Here is an 18,890-nt window from a genome sequence, read left to right as displayed (position 1 = left end):
ATGTGGCTGCGCTGGGTTACGGATATGACTGCATCGGGTTACGAATATGGCTGCATCGGGTTACGGATATGACTGCATCGGGTTACGAATATGGCTGCATCGGGTTACAGATATTACTGCGTAAGCTAACGGAGACGTATCTGTAAGCTTATCGAGACGTCTGCATCAGCTAACTGAGACGTCTGAACCCGCTTACAGAAATACTTGAATTGTCTTACTGAACTACTTGAGTTGCTCGACTGAACTACTTGAGTTGCTACCCTTCCACTGGACTTACCGAACACGTACTTGCTCTTTTGGTAAAGTGAGGGTGTGTCATAAGTTTATGATTCACCCTCTTGACTTTTCCTGATGCACAAAAAAAGCACGGAATATTAAACTCCGTGCTCTTTGAACACTAAAATAATTCAATGTCTCTCAACATGCCACCTCCTCCATCCTCACCAACTTGCCAGCGACAAACTGCATGATGATTTTATGGAGCATTGTACCCTGGCGCAGCGCCTCGACCCTTGGAGCTGCGGCATATCGCTTGATTTGTTCCTCAGCCTCTTGCCATTGGGCTTCTGCCTTAGAAAGTTTGCCATCCTCTGGCTTTGACTCGTAATCTTTCTTCGACAACACCTTCAGCTCCAGGATATAACTATGCTTCGTAGCATAATGAGTAAGATTTGGCAAAAGGAAAAAATCACAATAGCCATGGTTCAACTCTAGCTCCGGTGCGGTATAATAGTAATTGTTCAAATTCAGATATGCCATGAAGAAACCTTGAAGATTGCGCTCCGACTCTATGCCGTCACGAACTGACGATACCTTGGAATAGGCATCTGCCATAAACTGTAATCCTTCACGCCACTTACCCTCAAGTGCCATGTAAGTAAACAGAATTTTCATCTGGTTCAAGTCAACAAACTTTTCCTCCTGATATTGCTCCAACAAATAACCATAGTATTGTTTACGAACATTATTGTTTGGAATACCCAATATCATCATATCACCAAAAGTACCCTTTATAGTAAGCATACCATAATAGAACAACAGACTGGTGAATGTTTGAGGATTAGTCAACCTACTGGCAGGAAATGTCTCTTCCAGGGTTGTCACAATCTGCCCCGTCTCGGCTATCGTGCGGATAACACCTTTGCGGTCGCCATCCAACTTATCCAACTGAAGAAGTTTCTTCATCTTGTTGTAGTCAGTCTTTGTGTTTGGGTCTATCATCTGCTTTGGAGCTTCTCCCCTATCTATATAATTTCGGAGATAATAGATGACCATATCACTATTGAACACCTTACTCTGAGTATGCAGAGCATCCTCAGAAAAACAATAGTTATCATACCAAGGTTTCATCTCGTCTATCATCGCCTCGATATCGCTTGCTGCAGGAATACCCCCCATTTTCTTGTAATAAGCAAACATCTTGCGCACTTCCTCCAAAGAGAAGCCCAACATCTGATTGAACTCTGGCTTGGTGGAGATATGCCAGCCAATATTGAACCCACTCGTCACATCATCCAAGGTCACAGGACTGACACCTGTAATGAAGATACGCTCAAACATGCCCTTGAACTTCTTGAAGACATCACGGTAGAAACCGTCGGCATGGGTGATTGCCCAATATACATTCTCGCCCTGCTCATTGAGCACGGTATTGGTGAAATTGTCATATTCATCGATGATCAGATAGAGAGGAATGCCCTTGGCTGCAGTCTCATCCTGAAGCAAAGCCAGTTTCTCCGTACCAGAATCCGACTTAAAAAACCTCTCCTTAAAATCTGCCAGATAAAACTCTTGGTAAACTCGCATGAAACCGTCCAATTTGACACGCAGATACATATTGAAGTTTTCCTCCAACTTTTCGATACCACCACCCACATACGAGAAATCAAGGTGAAGAATCTGATACTTTCCCTGCAAAGGAGTAGGATGCTTACCAACCCATAAATCACCGAAAAGAGTTTGGAATTTCTCTTTCTTGCTACAGTCATAGTAAGCATGGAGCATACTCAGGAATATGCTCTTACCGAACCGACGTGGACGAATGAAGAAGATGTTGCTTGGTTGGTTTTCCAACAAAGGCAAATACATCGTCTTATCCACATAATATTGATTTTGCTCTATAACAGCCTCAAAGTCATTGATGCCGTAAGGCAAACGTTTCATATTCTGATTCATGATTGCTCCTTTTAATATTTTACCTTTGCAAAAATAAGAAAATTATCTGAATATGCCAAAGAATCTGTCTGTCTTTTCTTTGTATTGCTAAAAATTATTGGTATTTTTGCAATATGAACCCTATATAACCTCCTAATAGTTGAATTGATTTGATGGCTATGGTGATTTTTTCCGAGACTCGTTTGTTATAACACAAAAAAGCACGGAATATTAAATTCCGTGCTCTTTTTTGCTTTTATATTTAATCTTGTCAAAACCTTCACCATACACACCGATAACGGCACTCTGACTGACAAAGGCATGGGGATCTATCTCGCTGATAAGACGGAAGATAGCAGGAGCCTGACGCTGCTTGGCTAACACGAAAAGCATCTTCACATCCTGACCGGAATAAAAACCGCTGGCATTCACCACCGTTACTCCCCTATCAGCATCTACATTGATGCGCTTGCCTATCTCCTCATACTTCTGTGAAATGATAAAGAACTGTACGCTTCGTCTTCTGCTGTTTACCACCTGGTCGATGCAGAATGCCTGAACGCAAAGAACTACATAACCATATAACACCTTCTCCCAATCGTGTACCACCAGATAGCTGGAACTGATGATGAAGATGTCGCATATCATAATCACTCTACCTAGAGAAATGTCGCGATACTTGTTGACGATGGCTGCGATGATATCCGTACCACCCGTACTTCCACCAACCGAGAAACCGAGTCCGATTCCGCAGCCACAGAAAACGGCACCCAGGAAAGCAGCCCATAAAGGTTGGTTTTCCAAAAGATGAAAATCACCTAAACGGCTGGAGAAGAAAGAGGTCAGGATGGTTACCACTATAACGGCATAAACAGTCTTGACACAGAACTTTGCTCCCAAAATCTTGAACGCACATATTAATAAGGTGGCGTTGACGATAAAATACGGAATTTGCACAGGGCAACCGGTTGCCCAATAGATAATACTGGAGATACCAGGAAGTCCGCTTGCTGTTACATTGGTTGGCAAGAGGAACACGTTCCATCCAATAGCGTAGGATATCATACCTATCGCAATCAAAACATAGTCTTGTACAGACTTCCACAAGGGTCGAGGAGGAGTCATAATTAATTTATAATTTACAATTTATATTTTTTTTAAAGCTTTTGCCCTTACAGGGCGTTTTTAAATGCAATTATATTTACCCAGGGTGTTGCCCTGGGCTAGGAGCTTCTGCCCTTACAGGGCGTGCTGACTATACATTTCTGGGCGTGTGGTTTTTACCAGAATTTCTTCTGCTGCTCTGACCACTCAAATCCTTGGGTAGCCATTTGGGCTTCTAATGCCGCACGGTTCACATTGAAGTGATTACAAATCTCATCGAGTGTTTCAAACTCGTGGTCACGAAGCAGGAAGTTGATGGCGCTTACGAGCATCGGAACATCATTCATTGGTAACTTATCCATCCTTTTTATATTGATTAATTAATATTTATTATTGATTACTTGAGGCACCATGCCTCTTTCGGGGTGCAAAATTACTGCAAAATTCAGACAATACCAAAAAAATCCCAGCAATCTTTTACCGATTGCTGGGATTTTTATAAATTATTGATGATTTACGCATTCACTGCAACTGAAATCCAGTCGAAGACGAATGAGCAAATACCGAATGCTACGATACCTACGGTGCAGATAGCAAGCGCCAACTTGGTTGAGCATGCGCTCTGGAAAGTAGGAAGCGGATTATCGCTGTGCTTGATGAACATAGCCTTCACGATGAGCAGGTAGTAGTACAAGCTGATAACTGTGTTTACCAACGCGATGAATACTACGCCGTATGCCCAGGCTCCCAATGTGGTGTGGATGTCGTGTGTACCAACTGCTGCCATGAACACGAAGAACTTCGAGAACATACCAGCGAATGGAGGAATACCACCCAATGAGAACAATGCCAAGGTCATCAGGAATGCCAGACGTGGGTTGGTCTTGTACAAACCATTGTAGCTGTCCATCTGAACTGTACCGTTGTTGTGCTCCTCAATAGATGAGATGATGGTGAAGACGCTCAGGTTGGCTACTACGTAAATCAATACATAGTAAGTCAGGGCGCTCACGCTCATCGCTGAGTTACCTACCACAGCCAACATGATGTAACCAGCCTGAGAGATAGAAGAGAATGCCATGAAACGCTTCAGGTCGCTCTGACGGATGGCAAACAGGTTAGCGATAGTGATAGAAAGTACAATCACGATGTAAAGCAATACGGTCCAGTACTCTACCATTGGCTGGAACACCTTCATGAGGATAGCGCAGAGAGTAAACGCTGCAGCACCCTTAGATACTACTGACAAATAACCTGTAACAGTAGTTGGTGCACCCTGGTATGAATCGGCTGTCCAGAAGTGGAAAGGAACCAAGGAAATCTTGAAACCGAGACCACTGAAGAAGAATACCATACCGGCAATGGTCAATGGTGATGCTGAAATAACCTTTGCTACATCATCGAAGTACAAAGTACCACAAGCTGCATAGAGCAGAGAGATACCATAGATCATCACGCCACTTGAGAAAGTAGCGGTAAGGATGAACTTAGCACCTGCCTCAGCAGAATTGTGACGGTACTTATCGAATGCTACCAAGCAAGCCATTGGCACAGATGCCATTTCGAGACCGAGGAAGAACAGGAGGAAGTGGTTAGCACTAACCATCATGTTCATACCGAGCAAGGTAGAGATAATCAGCATATAGAACTCACCCTCCTTGAAGGCTGTGTCCTCGCGGCTCAACCACTCCTTAGCCTGTACCATCACGATGAGGGTACCCAGCGCCAGGATAGTCTTCAAGACACCGGCAGCAGGACCTGTTGTGTACATGCCGCCAAATGCCTCTGTGGCTTCTGTTGGGAAGATATTGATGGCAATGTGAGCCACCATCAAGAGACATACCAGAGGATTGAACCACTTACGGTCTGCGCTCTTGGAACTGCAGAAGTCAGCAATGAAAGTGATCAACAGAACTACCATCAGAGTGGCTTCTGGAATCATATTTAAAAATTGACTGTAATTCATTTCTTCTGATATTTATTACATGATTACACTAAAGATAGGACCTACAGCGTCCATGATAATCTTCTCTGCCCAGAGTGGGAACATACCGAGACCTGCAACGCAGGCGATAAGACCTGCTACAGCGATACGCTCGTCCCAGGTAGCATCGTGAAGCTTCTCCAACTTAGGACTAGGAACCTTCTGATAAAGGATCTTACCAACACAACGCAGGATGTAAACCGCTGTTACTACGATAGAGGTACATGCGATGATGGTACATACACGATGGAACATATCTGCATTCTGGAAAGCACCTACGAAGATGGTCATCTCGGCTACGAAACCAGAGAAACCAGGCAAACCGAGGTTAGCCAAACCAGCTACTGCATAACCTACTGAGAGGAATGGAATAATCTTCATCAAACCACCCAGGTAACGTACGTCACGTGTACCAGCCTGATGGTAAATCATACCGATAACGGCAAAGAAGAGGGCGGTCATCAAACCGTGAGACAACATCTGGAGGATTGCACCAGTAGCGGCTGTCTCGGTCATCATACAGAGAGCGAAGAGCACCATACCACAGTGAGATACTGATGAGTAAGCGTTGATGTACTTCAAGTCGGTCTGCACACATGCTGACAAAGCACCATATACGATAGAGATGGTAGTCAGTACGAGGAACACCTTGATCCAGAATCCGTGAGTAGCAGCTGGCAAGAGGAACATGGCGATACGGAAGCAACCATAACCACCAAGCTTCATCAATACACCGGCGTGCAACATAGATACGGCTGTTGGCGCACTGGCGTGACCATCAGGAGACCATGTGTGGAATGGGAACAGCGCACCAAGGATACCGAAACCGATGAAGAGCAATGGGAAGAACACGTTCTGCACGCTCTCTGGAATCGCATGAGCACCATTAGTATGGTGAGCGATATCGAGGATTTCGAAGGTCTGAGCACCACTATAGAAGTAGATACCCAGGATACCGATAACCAAAAGAGCTGAACCACCCATCAACATCAAAGTCAACTTCATGGCTGAATACTCCTTTGCACCACTACCCCATACACCGATGAGGAGGTACATAGGAATCAGCGCAACCTCATAGAACATGAACATGGTGAACATGTCGACAGAGATGAAGAAGCCATATACACCGATGCTCAGGAGTGTGAACCAGAGGAAGTATTCCTTCTTCATTGGTTCCATCTGCCAGGAAGCAAATGTACCGGTGAACACGATGATAGAAGTCAAGAGAAGCATCACCACTGAGATACCATCCACACCGAGTGAATAGTTGATGTGCAATGGTTCAAACCAAGGCACACAGTAGGTGAAGAGCATCGGAGCTTGGTCGGCTGGCATTGTCTCACGAGCTTCGAGAAATGCAAACACCAAATAGATGGAGAGACCGAGCAATACGCTGGCACCTGCTACCATCACACCACGAACCTGCTTGTCGTTGCGTGCCAACCAGAGGCCGAGCAACATCAGGAGTGGTACTATGACGAATATACTTAAATTCATTTCTTTTCTATTTACTTAATTGTGAGACTTTCATTAAAGAAGTGCGAGCAGGCACAATGTCAATGCTACGGTACCGGTGAGGAACCAGATAGCATAGCTGCGAACATCACCACTCTGCCATGGGCGGATGGTTTCACCTGCCTCCTGTGTACCCCAAGCCATGAAGTTGAAGGTACCATCGATAACGCGACGGTCGAACCATGCGATTGGCTTTGAGAAGCAACCGAAGACAATCTTGTGGGTGAAGAACTGCCAAGCATCGTCGATATAGAAACGGTTCAAGGCTGCCTTGTGCAACTTAGGCATCTTCTTAGCCAAAGTGTCTGCCAATGGAGTCTTCTTAGGAGCATACATGTAAGTAGCCAGACCGATACCGATGATAGCAACGATAACAGAGGTTGTTGCCACACTCATGTCGATATGGATATCGTAGCTCTGACCTGTAGCAGATACGAAGTGACCAAATGGAATCAAACCGCAGAGGCAAGAGATGATGGCGAGGAATACCAATGGACCCCACATCACGAAAGGAACCTCCTGTGGTTTGCGACGGTTCTCAGGATCAAGCTCATAGTAGCTCTGTCCCCAGAAAATGACATAGTAGAGACGGAACATGTAGAATGCAGTCATACCGGCAACCACTGTCATGAACCAGCCCATGAATGGAGAGAACTGGAAGCATGCTGAGATAATCTCATCCTTTGACCAGAAACCTGCGAATGGAGGAATACCTGCAATCGCCAAGCAACCGATGAGGAAGCAGATGTTGGTAATAGGCATGTACTTGTGCAGACCGCCCATGTAATCCTTGAAATTACTGCCGATGATGACGATGATGGCACCAGAGCAGAGGAAGAGCAATGCCTTGAACATAGCGTGGGTAAACAGGTGGAAGATACCAGCCATATAACCCAAACCACCATGGTGGTTATCTACTGCGAAGCAGACACCGAGAGCTACAAGCATGTAGGCAATCTGAGAGATAGTAGAGAAAGCCAGACCACGCTTGATATCACGCTGGCAGCAAGCTACAGCTGCTGCATAGAATGCGGTAAAGGCTGCAATGTAAGCTACATAGTGCAATGTCTCAGGAGCATACTGAACCCAGATTGGGAAGAGGCTGGCTACCTGATATACACCGGCTACAACCATGGTAGCGGCGTGGATCAACGCAGAAACAGGAGTTGGACCCTCCATAGCATCTGGCAACCAGATGTGCAATGGGAACATCGCACTCTTACCGGCACCACCGATGAACATGAGGAACAACGCTGTTGGCATTACCCAAGCTGCACCTGCCAAAGCAGAGTTGAGCTCTGGCTGAGCATTCAAGTCATAGTTGAAGGTTCCTACATAGAAGCTGTAGAACAGGATACCGATGAGGAAGAAGAGGTCTGCGAAACGGGTTACGATGAACGCCTTCTTGCTGGCATGAACTGCAGCATGCTTTGGATAGTAGAAACCGATGAGCAGGTATGAGCAGACACCCACCAACTCCCAGAACAGATACATCTGGAAGATGTTGGTAGCTACTACCAGGCCCAACATAGACATGGTGAAGAGGCTCAGGTAAGCGTAGAAACGCTGCATACCCTTCTCGTATTCCTCAACCTTGTAGTTCTCATCACGCTCTGCCATATAGCCGAAGCTGTAGATGTGAACCATGAAGCTGACGGTGGTAATCACGATGAGCATCAATACAGAGATTGGGCTCAGACGGAAACCGATGTTGAAGGTGAGCAACTCAGTAAACTTCAACCATGTGAAATTAAATACGGTAACAGTTGGGTACATACCTGTAGAGGCATCGCGACCCACTGCAAAGAAGTACTCGTATGCTGTATAGACAGACATCGCGAATACACAGCCCATCAATACGGTACCGATGAGTGCTGCTACCGGTCTTTTCATCTTCATACCCACAAGTCCCAGAACCAGGAAGCTCAGGAATGGCAGAAGAAGTATCAAAAATGCATAATTGTATTCCATTGTCTTTTAGAATTTCATGTTTTCAATACTGTTCACCTGGTCACTGTGATAGTTGCGGTAAACGTTGATAATAATAGCGAGTGCTACGGCTGTCTCGGCTGCTGCTACTCCGATAGAGAACAATGTGAAGAAGAAACCTTCCAACTGTCCTGGGAAGAGGATGCGGTTGAACACAGCGAAGTTCAAATCGGCTGCATTCAATACAAGCTCGATGGAGATGAGCATGGCAACGAGGTTACGGCGTGTACAGAAGCCATAGACTCCGATGAAGAACAAGAGTGCTGAGAGCACGAAGAAATATTGTACTGGAATCATTTCTTATCCTCCTTTCTTGCGATTAAGATACCACCGATGATACATGCCAACAGGAATACAGAGATAAACTCGAATGGCAATACATAGCCATACTTGTCAGCACCTACCAGTGCAGAACCTACCTGATCCATTGGCACCTCGGTGTCGGCTACGGTTGCAGCCATATCAATAAAGTGATTCTTCAACACGATGACTGCCAAGGTTACGAAACCAACGAGGCAGACGAGTGCGCGACCTACAATCTTGCTACCCTTGACATGCTCCAAAAGACCCTGGAGAGTACGCTTTGATACCAACTGGATAGCGAAGACATAAAGCATGGTGATACCACCGGCATATACAGAAATCTGAGCTGCACCCAGATAAGTATAGTCGAGCAGGAAGAACATGCCTGCTACACCGAAGAGTACGAACAACAGGAAGGTTGCCGCACGCATGATGCGCTTGGTGAACACGCACATGATGGCTGAGCCAAGGATGACTACTGCCAAGATGACGAACATAAATAAATTTGCTGTTATCATTGTCTAAAGTCCTCCTTACTTAGTCTTGGTGTTAAACTTACCGATTTCCAATGGGGCACCACCCTCGATGAGGTTTGGAAGGCTTCCGCCCTTATAAACCTCCTTGTCAAGGTGCATCACCAACTTGTTGCGGTCGAAGACTGCATTCTCGAAATCGTTGACAAACTTGATTGCACCGAAGTTACATGCGTTCACACAGAGCTCGCAGAACATGCAGTCGCCCAAGTCGTACTGGTAATCTACCAGCTTGCGCTTCTTCTTGCCTGTCTCTGGGTCCTCCACCATCTCGGTTACGATCTTGATGGTATCGTTAGGGCATGACTTCTCACACAATGTACAACCCACACACTTGTAAGCCTCGTTCTCATCACGAACAAAGACCAGGCGACCACGGAAACGTGGAGAGATGTGGAGTGTAGTCTTGCGGTTCTCAGGATACTGCTCTGTGCTCTTTGGTGTGAAGTACTCCTTCATGGTAGTCTTCATACCGATAGCGAGGGTCTTCAAACCCGCTGCAATACCGCCGAAATATGAATTGTTAGACATACTTTCTTATTATTATAATAATGTGTATTAAAGATTATCCGTGGAATCCGAATGCTACGCATACTGTCATCAAGATCAGAATGACCAGTGACAATGGCATCAGATACTTCCACTCCAACTTCAGAATCTGGTCGATACGCAGACGTGGGAATGTCCAACGTACCCACATCAGGAGCCAAACCACAGCGAAGGTCTTACCGAAGAACCAGATGAAACCAGGAATAAGGTTCATCAGATTGTCGAAGCCCTCGATACCGATGTTCAATGGCGCCCAACCACCGAGGAATACGGTAGAAGCGATACCAGAAATCACGAAGAGGTTGAGGTACTCAGCCAGGTAGTAGAAACCGAAGCCCATACCTGAATACTCAGTGTGGTAACCAGCGGTCAACTCACTCTCAGCCTCAGCCAAGTCGAAAGGACCACGGTTTGCCTCAGCATTACCTGCTACGAGGAATACGAGGAAAGCCAGGATAGCTGGCACATGACCCTTGATAATCAACCAGTTCCAAGCACCAGTCTGTGCCTCTACGATACCGCTTACCTGCATGGTGCCGGTAAGAACGACTGCAGAAATCAGACAGAGACCGAGAGACATCTCGTAAGAAATCATCTGTACGGCACCACGCATGGCAGATACCACAGAGTACTTGTTGTTAGATGCCCAACCAGCGAGGAACACACCCAGCACGCCGATAGAACTTACGGCTGTGATGAGGAATACACCTACGTTGAAGTCAAGAATATGAGCTCCCTTGTTCCATGGAAGGAATGAGAAAGTACCTACAGAGGCAATGATCACGAGGAATGGTGCCATGTAGTAGAGCAGCTTGTCGGCTCTATCTACAGCGAAGATCTCCTTGATCAACATCTTGAGCACGTCGGCGAATACCTGGAAGATACCCCAAGGACCTACACGCATAGGGCCAAGACGGCACTGGAAGTAGGCACACACCTTACGCTCCATGAAGATAAGTACGATAGCGATGAGGGCGTATGCTGTCAAAATGCAGATACCCACGAGCACGCACTCAATCAGAATCGACAGGAAGTCGCCCAGACCCAAGGTCTGGCGAAGCAGATTGTCGATGAATGTTGTTACTATACTAAAATCAAACATAATTATCTATCAATATCAGGGATTACGAAATCGATTGCTGCACCTGTAGTGATGAGGTCGGCGATCTTCTGACCACGGAGCATTGGATCCAAGGCTCCTGTGAGTGAGAGACCCATCGGACGCATCTTCATACGGTATGGACTCTTGTCACCCTTTGAGTCGAGATATACACCAAACTCGCCGCTGGCACCCTCTACAGAGAAGTACCACTGTCCCTCTGGAACCTTGATGATTGGCTTCTGCTTGATGTAGTACTCACCCTCTGGAATGTTGTCGATCAACTGCTCGATGATGTCCAAGCTCTGATACAACTCCTGGATGTGTACATAGTAACGATCCATTGAATCGCAACCGGTAAGGGTGATTTCCTTCCACTCTACCTTGTCGTACATATCGTATGGATGACGCTTACGGGTATCGTTCTTCCAACCTGATGCACGACCAGCAGGACCGGTTACGGCATAGTTGATACAATCCTCAAGGTTCATTGGACCTACACCTTCGAGACGGTTGTGAGTAATCACGTTGTCGCCGAATACGTCGAGGTATTCCTGAATCATCGGACGGAGATACTTGCAGAGGGTCTTCACATTCTGAACGAAGTTAGGGTCGATATCTGCCTGCAGACCACCGATACGGTAGTAGTTTTGGATCAGACGGCCACCGGTTGTCTCCTCCATCACGTTCAATACGTGCTCACGGTCACGCATACAGTAAAGGAATGCGGTCAAGGCACCCAAGTCCTGTGCGGTACAGCCGAGGTACAACAAGTGAGAGTCGATACGCTGCAACTCATCCATAATGGTGCGGATATAGCGGATGCGGTCTGAGAGTTCGATACCCATCGCCTCCTCGATAACGCCAACCAGAGCGTGGCGGTGCATCATCGCAGAAAGATAGTTCAGACGGTCGGTCAATGCCAAGGTCTGTGGATAGGTCATGTTCTCCCACATCTTCTCGATACCACGGTGAATATAACCGAGGTGTGGATAGATGCGCTTCACGGTCTCACCATCAATAACGGTCTGCAATCGGAGCACACCATGAGTAGATGGGTGGTTAGGACCGATGTTGACAACATAGTCGTTCTCGTCGAAGCGACGCTTCTCTGTAGCAACGAGATGTCCATCCTCGCTCAAGGAATACTCCATGGTGAAGTCATCCTCTGGCTCATCAGTACAAGGGAACTTGTTTGCCTCAGGACTCATATCGAAATCCTTGCGCAATGGATAGCCCTGGAAATCGGTGCGGAGGAAGAGACGACGCATGTCTGGGTGACCCAGGAACTTGATGCCGACAAAATCGAATACCTCACGCTCCAGAAGGTCAGCCACCTTCCAAAGGTTAATAACTGTAGGAATCACATCACTGCCATCCACCTTCTTGGCGATGGTCTTTACTGAGCAGCGCTCGTTGGTCTGAGTATTCTCGAGAATATAGATACATCCGAGACCTTCCTCACCGAAGTCTTCACCGATGATGGTAACAAGGTAGTCGAAATGCTTCTCGTTCTTCAACTTCGCCATTTCAGAGGCGAAATTATCAAAACTCAATTCAATATTATTCAGTTTCATGTTCTTATACCTTATTATATTAATCAGTTAGACCTTTCTGAGGGTCGAAATCCTCAGGTACTTCAGTTACGATGATAGGCTCCTTGTGTCCGAGCTTCTCGCTGTCAGAGAGGTTCTCGTTGCTCAAGCCGCGAAGACCACCCTTGCTCATAGAGAGTTCCTTCTCATCCTGAGTCATCTTGTGGTTAGCACCACCGAAGAATTTCTCAACCTTTACCTTACGCTGCAACTGCATCATACCGTAAAGGATTGCCTCAGGGCGTGGAGGACATCCAGGGATATAAACATCCACAGGAACCAACTCGCTGATACCACGAACCACGTTGTAGCTCTTCTTGAACGGACCGCCAGAGATGGCGCATCCACCTACAGCTACCACATACTTAGGCTCAGCCATTTCATCGTACAAACGTTTGAATACAGGTGCCATCTTATTGGTAATAGTACCGGCACACATAATCAAGTCAGCCTGACGTGGAGAGTTACGGGTTACCTCGAAACCGAAACGGGAGAAGTCGTAACGTGCACAACCTACAGCCATGAACTCGATACCACAGCAAGAGGTACCGAAGGTCAAAGACCAGAGAGAGTTACTGCGTCCCCAGTTGATGGCTGCATCAAGGGAACCGACTACCACATTCGCACCACCCTCATTGAGCTCCTGCGCAATCTTTTCGAGGGTGTCATTGTCCTTAAACTCGTCGTAAGGAATACTCTTGATAGAGGCTCTTTTGTTTACTTCCATTCCAATGCTCCTTTCCGCCAAGCGTATGCAAGGCCAAATACTAATACCAACAGGAAGAACCCGATGCTCACGAGAGCCATAGATCCAAACTGCTTAACTACGACTGCCCATGGGTAAAGCAATACTGTCTCGATGTCAAACATCAGGAAAAGGATGGCGAAGAGGTAGTAGCCGATGTGTGATGGCAACCATGAGCTGCCACGAGTCGGAATACCGCACTCAAAAGGTTCACCCTTTACCGGATTGTATGAACGAGGACCGATCAACTTCGCGATGACATAAGCAGCCACCACCAAGGTTACAGCCGTCAGCAAAACGGTGATAAATAGTGTAAAGTTCATAAAATTTTTATAACGTTATTTTATATAAATGCTTCTAAGCGGCTGCAAAGGTAACACTTTTTTCTGAAAGAGCACATTTTTTTATGGTTTAATTTACATCTAAAGTGAAAAAACTCAAAAAACAGCCTGATTTCATCAGTTAACAGACAGTATTAACGAAGGTTCGGAAACAGCTAAAACGAGCGTATTTTGTAGCAATAAGGAACTGAACAGTAGGAATTTTTACCCAAAAATTCATCCGCTTCGACATTGTTTCCGGCACAACTTTCATCGCCTCTCCTACCCTTCATAAAAAGGATGAGAAAGAGATTATCTATAATCTCAATGGCCAGCAAGTAGATAAGACTTCAGCCCAAGGCGGCATCTTCATCTCCCGCCAGAAAGGTAAGTTCTATAAAGCATCCGGCTCTTCCCGGGGAAGAAGATAGTTCTGCTGGAGAATTCAGATGTTTGAATAAGCAGAAGATTATGATTGAATAAGCGTATTCTGATGTTTGAATAAGCAGAAGGATATGATTGAATAAGCGAAAGGAGACGTTTCTTTGGGTTCAAAGAGACGTCTCTTTTAGTTTTAGGAGACTGCTTCTCGAGTTGAAGGAGACTGCTTCTCGAAGGTTGCCACTAGGCTCAGCAGACCTGCTGAGCCTAGTCAGCAGCTCTGCCGACTGCAGTCAGCAGGTCTGCCGAGCCTAGTGACAACACCTTTTAATCGTACAACTACAACCCTTATAGTCGTACAACCATACACCCTATAGTCGTACAACTATAAACCCTTTTGTTGTACAACCATAAACCCTTTAGCTGTACAACCATAAACCTTTTAGCTGTACAACCATAAACCCTTTAGTTGTACAACCATAAAACGCAACCCCGCCAGGCGTTCCTCCTTTGACGCCTAGCGGGGTTGCCCTTTTACTTTTTTACTTTTAAACCTCCTTTTCAGCAAACAGGCCGAAGAGCTCAGCATCTATCAGGTCAGTAACCTTTCGGAAATCTTCAGGATTCTCTCCGAACTCCAGATTATCACCATCGATGATGATGAGGCGACCTTTATAATCCTTGATCCAATCCTCATAACGCTTGTTCAAACCCTGGAGGTAATCGATGCGGATGCTCTTTTCGAAATCGCGGCCACGCTTCTCGATATGCTTCACGAGCGTAGGAATGCTGCTCTTGATATATATCATCAGGTCTGGGAGTTTCACCAGACTAATCATCAGATCGAAGAGATCGGTATAGTTCTTGAAATCCCTGTCGCTCATCATACCGATATCATGAAGATTAGGCGCAAAGATACGCGCATCCTCGAAGATGGTTCTATCCTGTACGATGGTCTGCTCTGAACGGGAAATCTCCACAACATCATGGAAACGCTTGTTCAGGAAGTAAATCTGAAGATTAAACGACCAACGTTCCATATCCTTGTAATAATCAGCCAGATATGGATTATTATCTACCGGCTCGAAATTAGCTTTCCAGCCATATCTCTTGGCAAGCATCTTGGTTAATGTTGTCTTGCCGCTACCTATATTTCCTGCTATTGCTATATGCATCTTTGGTAATGTTGAATGTTAAATGTTGAATGTTGAATTGGGCTAACGCCATCCACTCTTTCTTTTTTACTTTTTTACCTTTAAGAGAACAGCCCGAAGAGCTTGGCATCTATCTTATCTACGATTTCACCAAACTGCTTGGGATTGTGCTCGAAATCGAGATTATCAACTTCTACGATAAGCACCTTGCCCTTATACTTGTTCATGATGAAATCTTCGTAAAGATTGTTGATACCTTCCAGATAATCCAAAGGCATCTTCTGCTCATAATCACGACCGCGCTTCTGGATATTCTTCACGAGGTGAGGAACTGAAGAACGGAGATATATCATCAGTTCAGGCATCTCCACCACTTCCATCATCGACTCGAAAAGCTCCATATAAGTCTCGTAGTCGCGCTGGTCCATATTGCCCATCTTTCGGTTGTTGGCCGCAAAGACATAAACACCCTCAAAGATGGTGCGGTCCTGGATAACCGTCTCTTTACTGTGTTGGATTTCCAGCAGATTCTTGAATCGCTGCTTCAGATAGAACACCTCCATATTGAGAGCCCATCGCGAGATATCCTTGTAATAGTCATCGATATAGGGGTTTTCAGCCACGGGCTCCAAGTACTGTTTCCATCCATAATGTTTAGAAAGCATCTTGGTGAGTGTTGTCTTGCCACTACCGATATTTCCTGCTATTGCTATATACATTTATTTTTAATGTTTAATGTTGAATGATGAATGTTGAATTTTTGATGCGATACCACCCTCAATTCTACATTGGCTGCAAAAGTACAATAAAAAATCGGGATAAACAAAAAAATCCAAGCAAATATATGATTTGCTTGGATTTTTGTTTTCTATTCCTGCCTTGCAGGGAATCTGTATGTTAATAGTCACGTTCGATGAGTTCGAGACACATGCGGGAGTTGTGGTAAGGACATTTCCAGAAACCCGCCTTATCATCCTCCTTGTTGACCGTACCATCTTCCAGGATAGCCCAGTGCCACTCACCGTTCTTGTTATCCAGCAGATGCTTGGCTACATAGTTCCAGCAGGAGATGGCAACCAGAAGATTCTCTTCGGTACGGAAATACTGATAGAGGTCGATATGTCCGATGATGTTCTCGCACTGCACCCACCACTGGCGCTGGAGATCATACTTATCTCCATCTTTCCAATGCTCATAAACCATACTGCCATCCGGACGTAAGCCTTCATCTGCAGCATCGGCTATACGACGGATGATGCGCTCTATCTTATGCAGCAATATCTTATCGTCTAAAACCAGCGCGGTTTCGTGGAGCAGCCAGGACGCCTCAATATCATGACCATAGCTCTCGATGTTGCGCTTGCCCTCCCACTCGTCATTGAAGAAGAGGTCGAGATGATAAGTCTCCTTGTTCAGAAGCTTATCGGTGAAGATATCGAGCAGATTGCGGATGCTCTTCTCCAGTTCCGGAGTCTTCCATACACGATAAAGATTGGTATATGGCTCGATGATATGCAGATGGGTATTCATCGTACGGGAACCATTCTCATCCTTATCAGAGAGACGCATGTCTGCAATCGGATTCCACTCACGGGTCAATGCCTCGATATATCCGTTGTTCTTGGCATCAAAGGCATGCTTCTCGATGTCATGATACAGGGAAATGGCGATATCCAACGCCTCCTTGTCACCTGTTGCACGGGCATACTCCGAGAAACCATAGATGGCAAAGCCGATGGCGTAAGTCTGCTTCTTGGTATCGAGCGGATTGCCCTGATAGTCAACACTCCAGTAGATGCCGCCATATTCCCTGTCGAGGAAATAATCGCGCACATAATCCTTGGCACGGGTGGCAGCCTCAAGATACTCCGGCTTCTTCAAGACACGATAGGCAGCAGAAAACGCCCAGAGGATTCGGGCATTCATCACCGCACCCTTCTCGGCTTCAGGATGTACCTGGTCGTTACCATCTACACGTCCATAAAAGCCGCCGTTTTCTTCATCTTTCACTTTCGTCAGCCAATAGCTGAGGATGTTATTCTCCAGAACATCCCGCATCGTTTCTTTAAGATTTTCCATGTTTCCTTTCTTAATAGTGATTATTAGTTATGTTAAAACAGTTATTTGCGGATAGGGAACTTCCAAGACAGCACCATCAGCAGGAAGGCGATGACGGCTGGGAAGAGAGAGAACAACGACCATACCATCGTAAGCACAGAGTCGGTGACACTGGCTGGATCGATCATCGTATTACCCATCTTATCTGTTATCATGTTGGCACCTGCCCAGCCCAGGAAGAGGGCAATGAGAGAACCGGAAATGGCGGTACCAAACTTCTGGCTCATCGTACCGGAAGAGAAGATAAGACCTGTAGCTGATGTTCCGAAATGCTCGGTATGATAGTCGGCTACATCGGCATACATAGACCACATCAATGGCGAATAGATACCGATACCCATAGAGGTAAGGATAACGATAACTATCATCACCCAGATATACGACGGATCCATCGGGATGAAGAAGAAGACAACCGAGAGAACCAGACAGAGTGCTGCAGCCCAGAAGAATGCCATGCGCTTGCTGCCTACCAGACGGGTGAACCAAGGAGATACACCACCGAAAATCATACAGGTTACTTCACCAAACGCCATGAAAACGGTATAGTTGATAATCAGTCCCTCGATGGTTACATTGCCATGCAGACAGTAATCGAACATATAGCCAGCAACGGCATAGCGGAATCCATTGAAGAAGTTGGTGCACACAGCGATGGCTGTCATATAGAGCCAAGCCTTGTTGTGAACGAGGTCGGCAAACTGATGGAATGAGAACTTCTCAGCGCGCTTCGGCTTCAGACGTTCCTTGGTAAGAAGTCCGCAAGCCAATGTCATCACAGCAGCAATAATACCGAGCACGGCACCAATGACAGCATACTGATGAGCGGCAGAACCACCTACCATCTTCTGGAGATAAGGGAAAGAAAGCAGGGTGACGAATCCCATGGCATAAGCACCCACCATACGGAAAGAAGAGAACTGGTTCTTCTCATCATCATCCTCGGTCATCACACCGAGCAATGAGCCGTAAGGCACATTCACCATGGTATATACCGCCATCATCAGCAGATAGAGGGCGTAAGCATAGATTCGCTTGCCCACAGGACCGAAGTCTGGTGTATAGAGCAAGAGGGCGAATATCAATCCGAAAGGAATGGCACCATAGATGAGCCAAGGACGGTAGGTACCGAAACGGCTCTGGGTACGGTCGGCAAGAGTACCCATCAGTGGGTCAGTAACCACATCGAACATGCGGGCTACGAGCATCAGTACTGCCGCATCCGCAAACGAGAGTCCGAAGACATTTGTAAAAAACAGAGGAAAAGCGATAGACATCACCTTCCATACAATACCACCCGCAGCGGCATCACCCAATGCATAAGCTATTTTTTCTTTTAAACGAGCCATT

17 protein-coding genes are annotated in these 18,890 nt (G+C 46.1%); all 17 read right to left on the bottom strand.

Features of this window, described 5'->3' with window-relative positions; translation table 11 throughout:
- Positions 1 to 417: 417 nt before the first annotated feature.
- On the bottom strand, positions 418 to 2,175 hold the full coding sequence (locus KUA46_RS01880; RefSeq protein ID WP_218486772.1) for an ATP-binding protein: 1,758 nt from the start codon (positions 2,173 to 2,175) through the stop codon (positions 418 to 420).
- 210 nt (positions 2,176 to 2,385) lie between these two features.
- Entirely contained in the window at positions 2,386 to 3,279 is an 894-nt protein-coding gene (locus tag KUA46_RS01875; RefSeq protein WP_218486773.1) for a YitT family protein, read from the bottom strand.
- Between the two features lie 155 nt (positions 3,280 to 3,434).
- Positions 3,435 to 3,620, bottom strand: a complete 186-nt coding sequence (locus KUA46_RS01870) for a DUF4250 domain-containing protein (protein ID WP_006847041.1) — start codon at positions 3,618 to 3,620, stop codon at positions 3,435 to 3,437.
- A gap of 152 nt (positions 3,621 to 3,772) precedes the next feature.
- Complete coding sequence (locus tag KUA46_RS01865) at positions 3,773 to 5,224, bottom strand: NADH-quinone oxidoreductase subunit N (protein ID WP_022120140.1); 1,452 nt, start codon at positions 5,222 to 5,224, stop codon at positions 3,773 to 3,775.
- Positions 5,225 to 5,239: 15 nt separating this feature from the next.
- Complete coding sequence (locus KUA46_RS01860) at positions 5,240 to 6,739, bottom strand: complex I subunit 4 family protein (protein WP_218486774.1); 1,500 nt, start codon at positions 6,737 to 6,739, stop codon at positions 5,240 to 5,242.
- Positions 6,740 to 6,772: 33 nt separating this feature from the next.
- Complete coding sequence (gene nuoL, locus KUA46_RS01855; protein ID WP_022120138.1) at positions 6,773 to 8,728, bottom strand: NADH-quinone oxidoreductase subunit L; 1,956 nt, start codon at positions 8,726 to 8,728, stop codon at positions 6,773 to 6,775.
- Positions 8,729 to 8,734: 6 nt separating this feature from the next.
- Positions 8,735 to 9,043 (bottom strand): NADH-quinone oxidoreductase subunit NuoK, encoded by a 309-nt coding sequence (nuoK, locus tag KUA46_RS01850; protein ID WP_006846356.1) that lies wholly within the window; start codon positions 9,041 to 9,043, stop codon positions 8,735 to 8,737.
- Positions 9,040 to 9,567, bottom strand: a complete 528-nt coding sequence (locus tag KUA46_RS01845; RefSeq protein WP_118085634.1) for an NADH-quinone oxidoreductase subunit J family protein — start codon at positions 9,565 to 9,567, stop codon at positions 9,040 to 9,042. The genes nuoK and KUA46_RS01845 overlap by 4 nt, the downstream gene beginning before the upstream one ends.
- 15 nt (positions 9,568 to 9,582) lie before the next feature.
- Complete coding sequence (locus tag KUA46_RS01840) at positions 9,583 to 10,113, bottom strand: NuoI/complex I 23 kDa subunit family protein (protein WP_118153999.1); 531 nt, start codon at positions 10,111 to 10,113, stop codon at positions 9,583 to 9,585.
- Positions 10,114 to 10,147: 34 nt separating this feature from the next.
- Entirely contained in the window at positions 10,148 to 11,233 is a 1,086-nt protein-coding gene (gene nuoH, locus KUA46_RS01835) for an NADH-quinone oxidoreductase subunit NuoH (RefSeq protein WP_006846359.1), read from the bottom strand.
- Positions 11,234 to 11,235: 2 nt separating this feature from the next.
- Positions 11,236 to 12,807 carry an NADH-quinone oxidoreductase subunit C gene (locus KUA46_RS01830; RefSeq protein WP_153083866.1) on the bottom strand — a complete coding sequence of 524 codons (1,572 nt, stop codon included), beginning with the start codon at positions 12,805 to 12,807 and terminating at the stop codon, positions 11,236 to 11,238.
- A gap of 19 nt (positions 12,808 to 12,826) precedes the next feature.
- Positions 12,827 to 13,552: an NADH-quinone oxidoreductase subunit B gene (locus KUA46_RS01825; RefSeq protein ID WP_117727080.1), complete on the bottom strand. Its 726-nt coding sequence runs from the start codon at positions 13,550 to 13,552 to the stop codon at positions 12,827 to 12,829.
- Positions 13,543 to 13,893 carry an NADH-quinone oxidoreductase subunit A gene (locus KUA46_RS01820; RefSeq protein ID WP_022120133.1) on the bottom strand — a complete coding sequence of 117 codons (351 nt, stop codon included), beginning with the start codon at positions 13,891 to 13,893 and terminating at the stop codon, positions 13,543 to 13,545. Before KUA46_RS01820 ends, KUA46_RS01825 begins: the two co-directional genes overlap by 10 nt.
- A gap of 926 nt (positions 13,894 to 14,819) precedes the next feature.
- Positions 14,820 to 15,446: a deoxynucleoside kinase gene (locus KUA46_RS01815; protein WP_117587062.1), complete on the bottom strand. Its 627-nt coding sequence runs from the start codon at positions 15,444 to 15,446 to the stop codon at positions 14,820 to 14,822.
- An 80-nt stretch (positions 15,447 to 15,526) separates the two neighbouring features.
- On the bottom strand, positions 15,527 to 16,144 hold the full coding sequence (locus KUA46_RS01810; protein ID WP_022121469.1) for a deoxynucleoside kinase: 618 nt from the start codon (positions 16,142 to 16,144) through the stop codon (positions 15,527 to 15,529).
- A 178-nt stretch (positions 16,145 to 16,322) separates the two neighbouring features.
- The gene (locus KUA46_RS01805) at positions 16,323 to 17,504 is read right to left on the bottom strand and encodes an AGE family epimerase/isomerase (protein ID WP_218486775.1); all 1,182 of its coding nucleotides are present in this window, start codon (positions 17,502 to 17,504) and stop codon (positions 16,323 to 16,325) included.
- 41 nt (positions 17,505 to 17,545) lie between these two features.
- Positions 17,546 to 18,889 carry an MFS transporter gene (locus KUA46_RS01800; RefSeq protein ID WP_153093840.1) on the bottom strand — a complete coding sequence of 448 codons (1,344 nt, stop codon included), beginning with the start codon at positions 18,887 to 18,889 and terminating at the stop codon, positions 17,546 to 17,548.
- Position 18,890: the final 1 nt, after the last annotated feature.

This window comes from Segatella copri (genome assembly GCF_019249765.2).
Classification (GTDB): domain Bacteria; phylum Bacteroidota; class Bacteroidia; order Bacteroidales; family Bacteroidaceae; genus Prevotella; species Prevotella copri_K.
The sequence above is the reverse complement of the archived record's forward strand: the minus strand, read 5'-3'. Positions and strand labels throughout refer to the sequence as shown.

What these genes read in the sequence shown, in the direction of transcription:
- KUA46_RS01880 (WP_218486772.1), bottom strand. Translation starts at nt 2,175, where the DNA reads ATGAATCAGAATATGAAACGTTTGCCTTACGGCATCAATGACTTTGAG.
- KUA46_RS01875 (WP_218486773.1), bottom strand. Translation starts at nt 3,279, where the DNA reads ATGACTCCTCCTCGACCCTTGTGGAAGTCTGTACAAGACTATGTTTTG.
- KUA46_RS01870 (WP_006847041.1), bottom strand. Translation starts at nt 3,620, where the DNA reads ATGGATAAGTTACCAATGAATGATGTTCCGATGCTCGTAAGCGCCATC.
- KUA46_RS01865 (WP_022120140.1), bottom strand. Translation starts at nt 5,224, where the DNA reads ATGAATTACAGTCAATTTTTAAATATGATTCCAGAAGCCACTCTGATG.
- KUA46_RS01860 (WP_218486774.1), bottom strand. Translation starts at nt 6,739, where the DNA reads ATGAATTTAAGTATATTCGTCATAGTACCACTCCTGATGTTGCTCGGC.
- nuoL (WP_022120138.1), bottom strand. Translation starts at nt 8,728, where the DNA reads ATGGAATACAATTATGCATTTTTGATACTTCTTCTGCCATTCCTGAGC.
- nuoK (WP_006846356.1), bottom strand. Translation starts at nt 9,043, where the DNA reads ATGATTCCAGTACAATATTTCTTCGTGCTCTCAGCACTCTTGTTCTTC.
- KUA46_RS01845 (WP_118085634.1), bottom strand. Translation starts at nt 9,567, where the DNA reads ATGATAACAGCAAATTTATTTATGTTCGTCATCTTGGCAGTAGTCATC.
- KUA46_RS01840 (WP_118153999.1), bottom strand. Translation starts at nt 10,113, where the DNA reads ATGTCTAACAATTCATATTTCGGCGGTATTGCAGCGGGTTTGAAGACC.
- nuoH (WP_006846359.1), bottom strand. Translation starts at nt 11,233, where the DNA reads ATGTTTGATTTTAGTATAGTAACAACATTCATCGACAATCTGCTTCGC.
- KUA46_RS01830 (WP_153083866.1), bottom strand. Translation starts at nt 12,807, where the DNA reads ATGAAACTGAATAATATTGAATTGAGTTTTGATAATTTCGCCTCTGAA.
- KUA46_RS01825 (WP_117727080.1), bottom strand. Translation starts at nt 13,552, where the DNA reads ATGGAAGTAAACAAAAGAGCCTCTATCAAGAGTATTCCTTACGACGAG.
- KUA46_RS01820 (WP_022120133.1), bottom strand. Translation starts at nt 13,893, where the DNA reads ATGAACTTTACACTATTTATCACCGTTTTGCTGACGGCTGTAACCTTG.
- KUA46_RS01815 (WP_117587062.1), bottom strand. Translation starts at nt 15,446, where the DNA reads ATGCATATAGCAATAGCAGGAAATATAGGTAGCGGCAAGACAACATTA.
- KUA46_RS01810 (WP_022121469.1), bottom strand. Translation starts at nt 16,144, where the DNA reads ATGTATATAGCAATAGCAGGAAATATCGGTAGTGGCAAGACAACACTC.
- KUA46_RS01805 (WP_218486775.1), bottom strand. Translation starts at nt 17,504, where the DNA reads ATGGAAAATCTTAAAGAAACGATGCGGGATGTTCTGGAGAATAACATC.
- KUA46_RS01800 (WP_153093840.1), bottom strand. Translation starts at nt 18,889, where the DNA reads ATGGCTCGTTTAAAAGAAAAAATAGCTTATGCATTGGGTGATGCCGCT.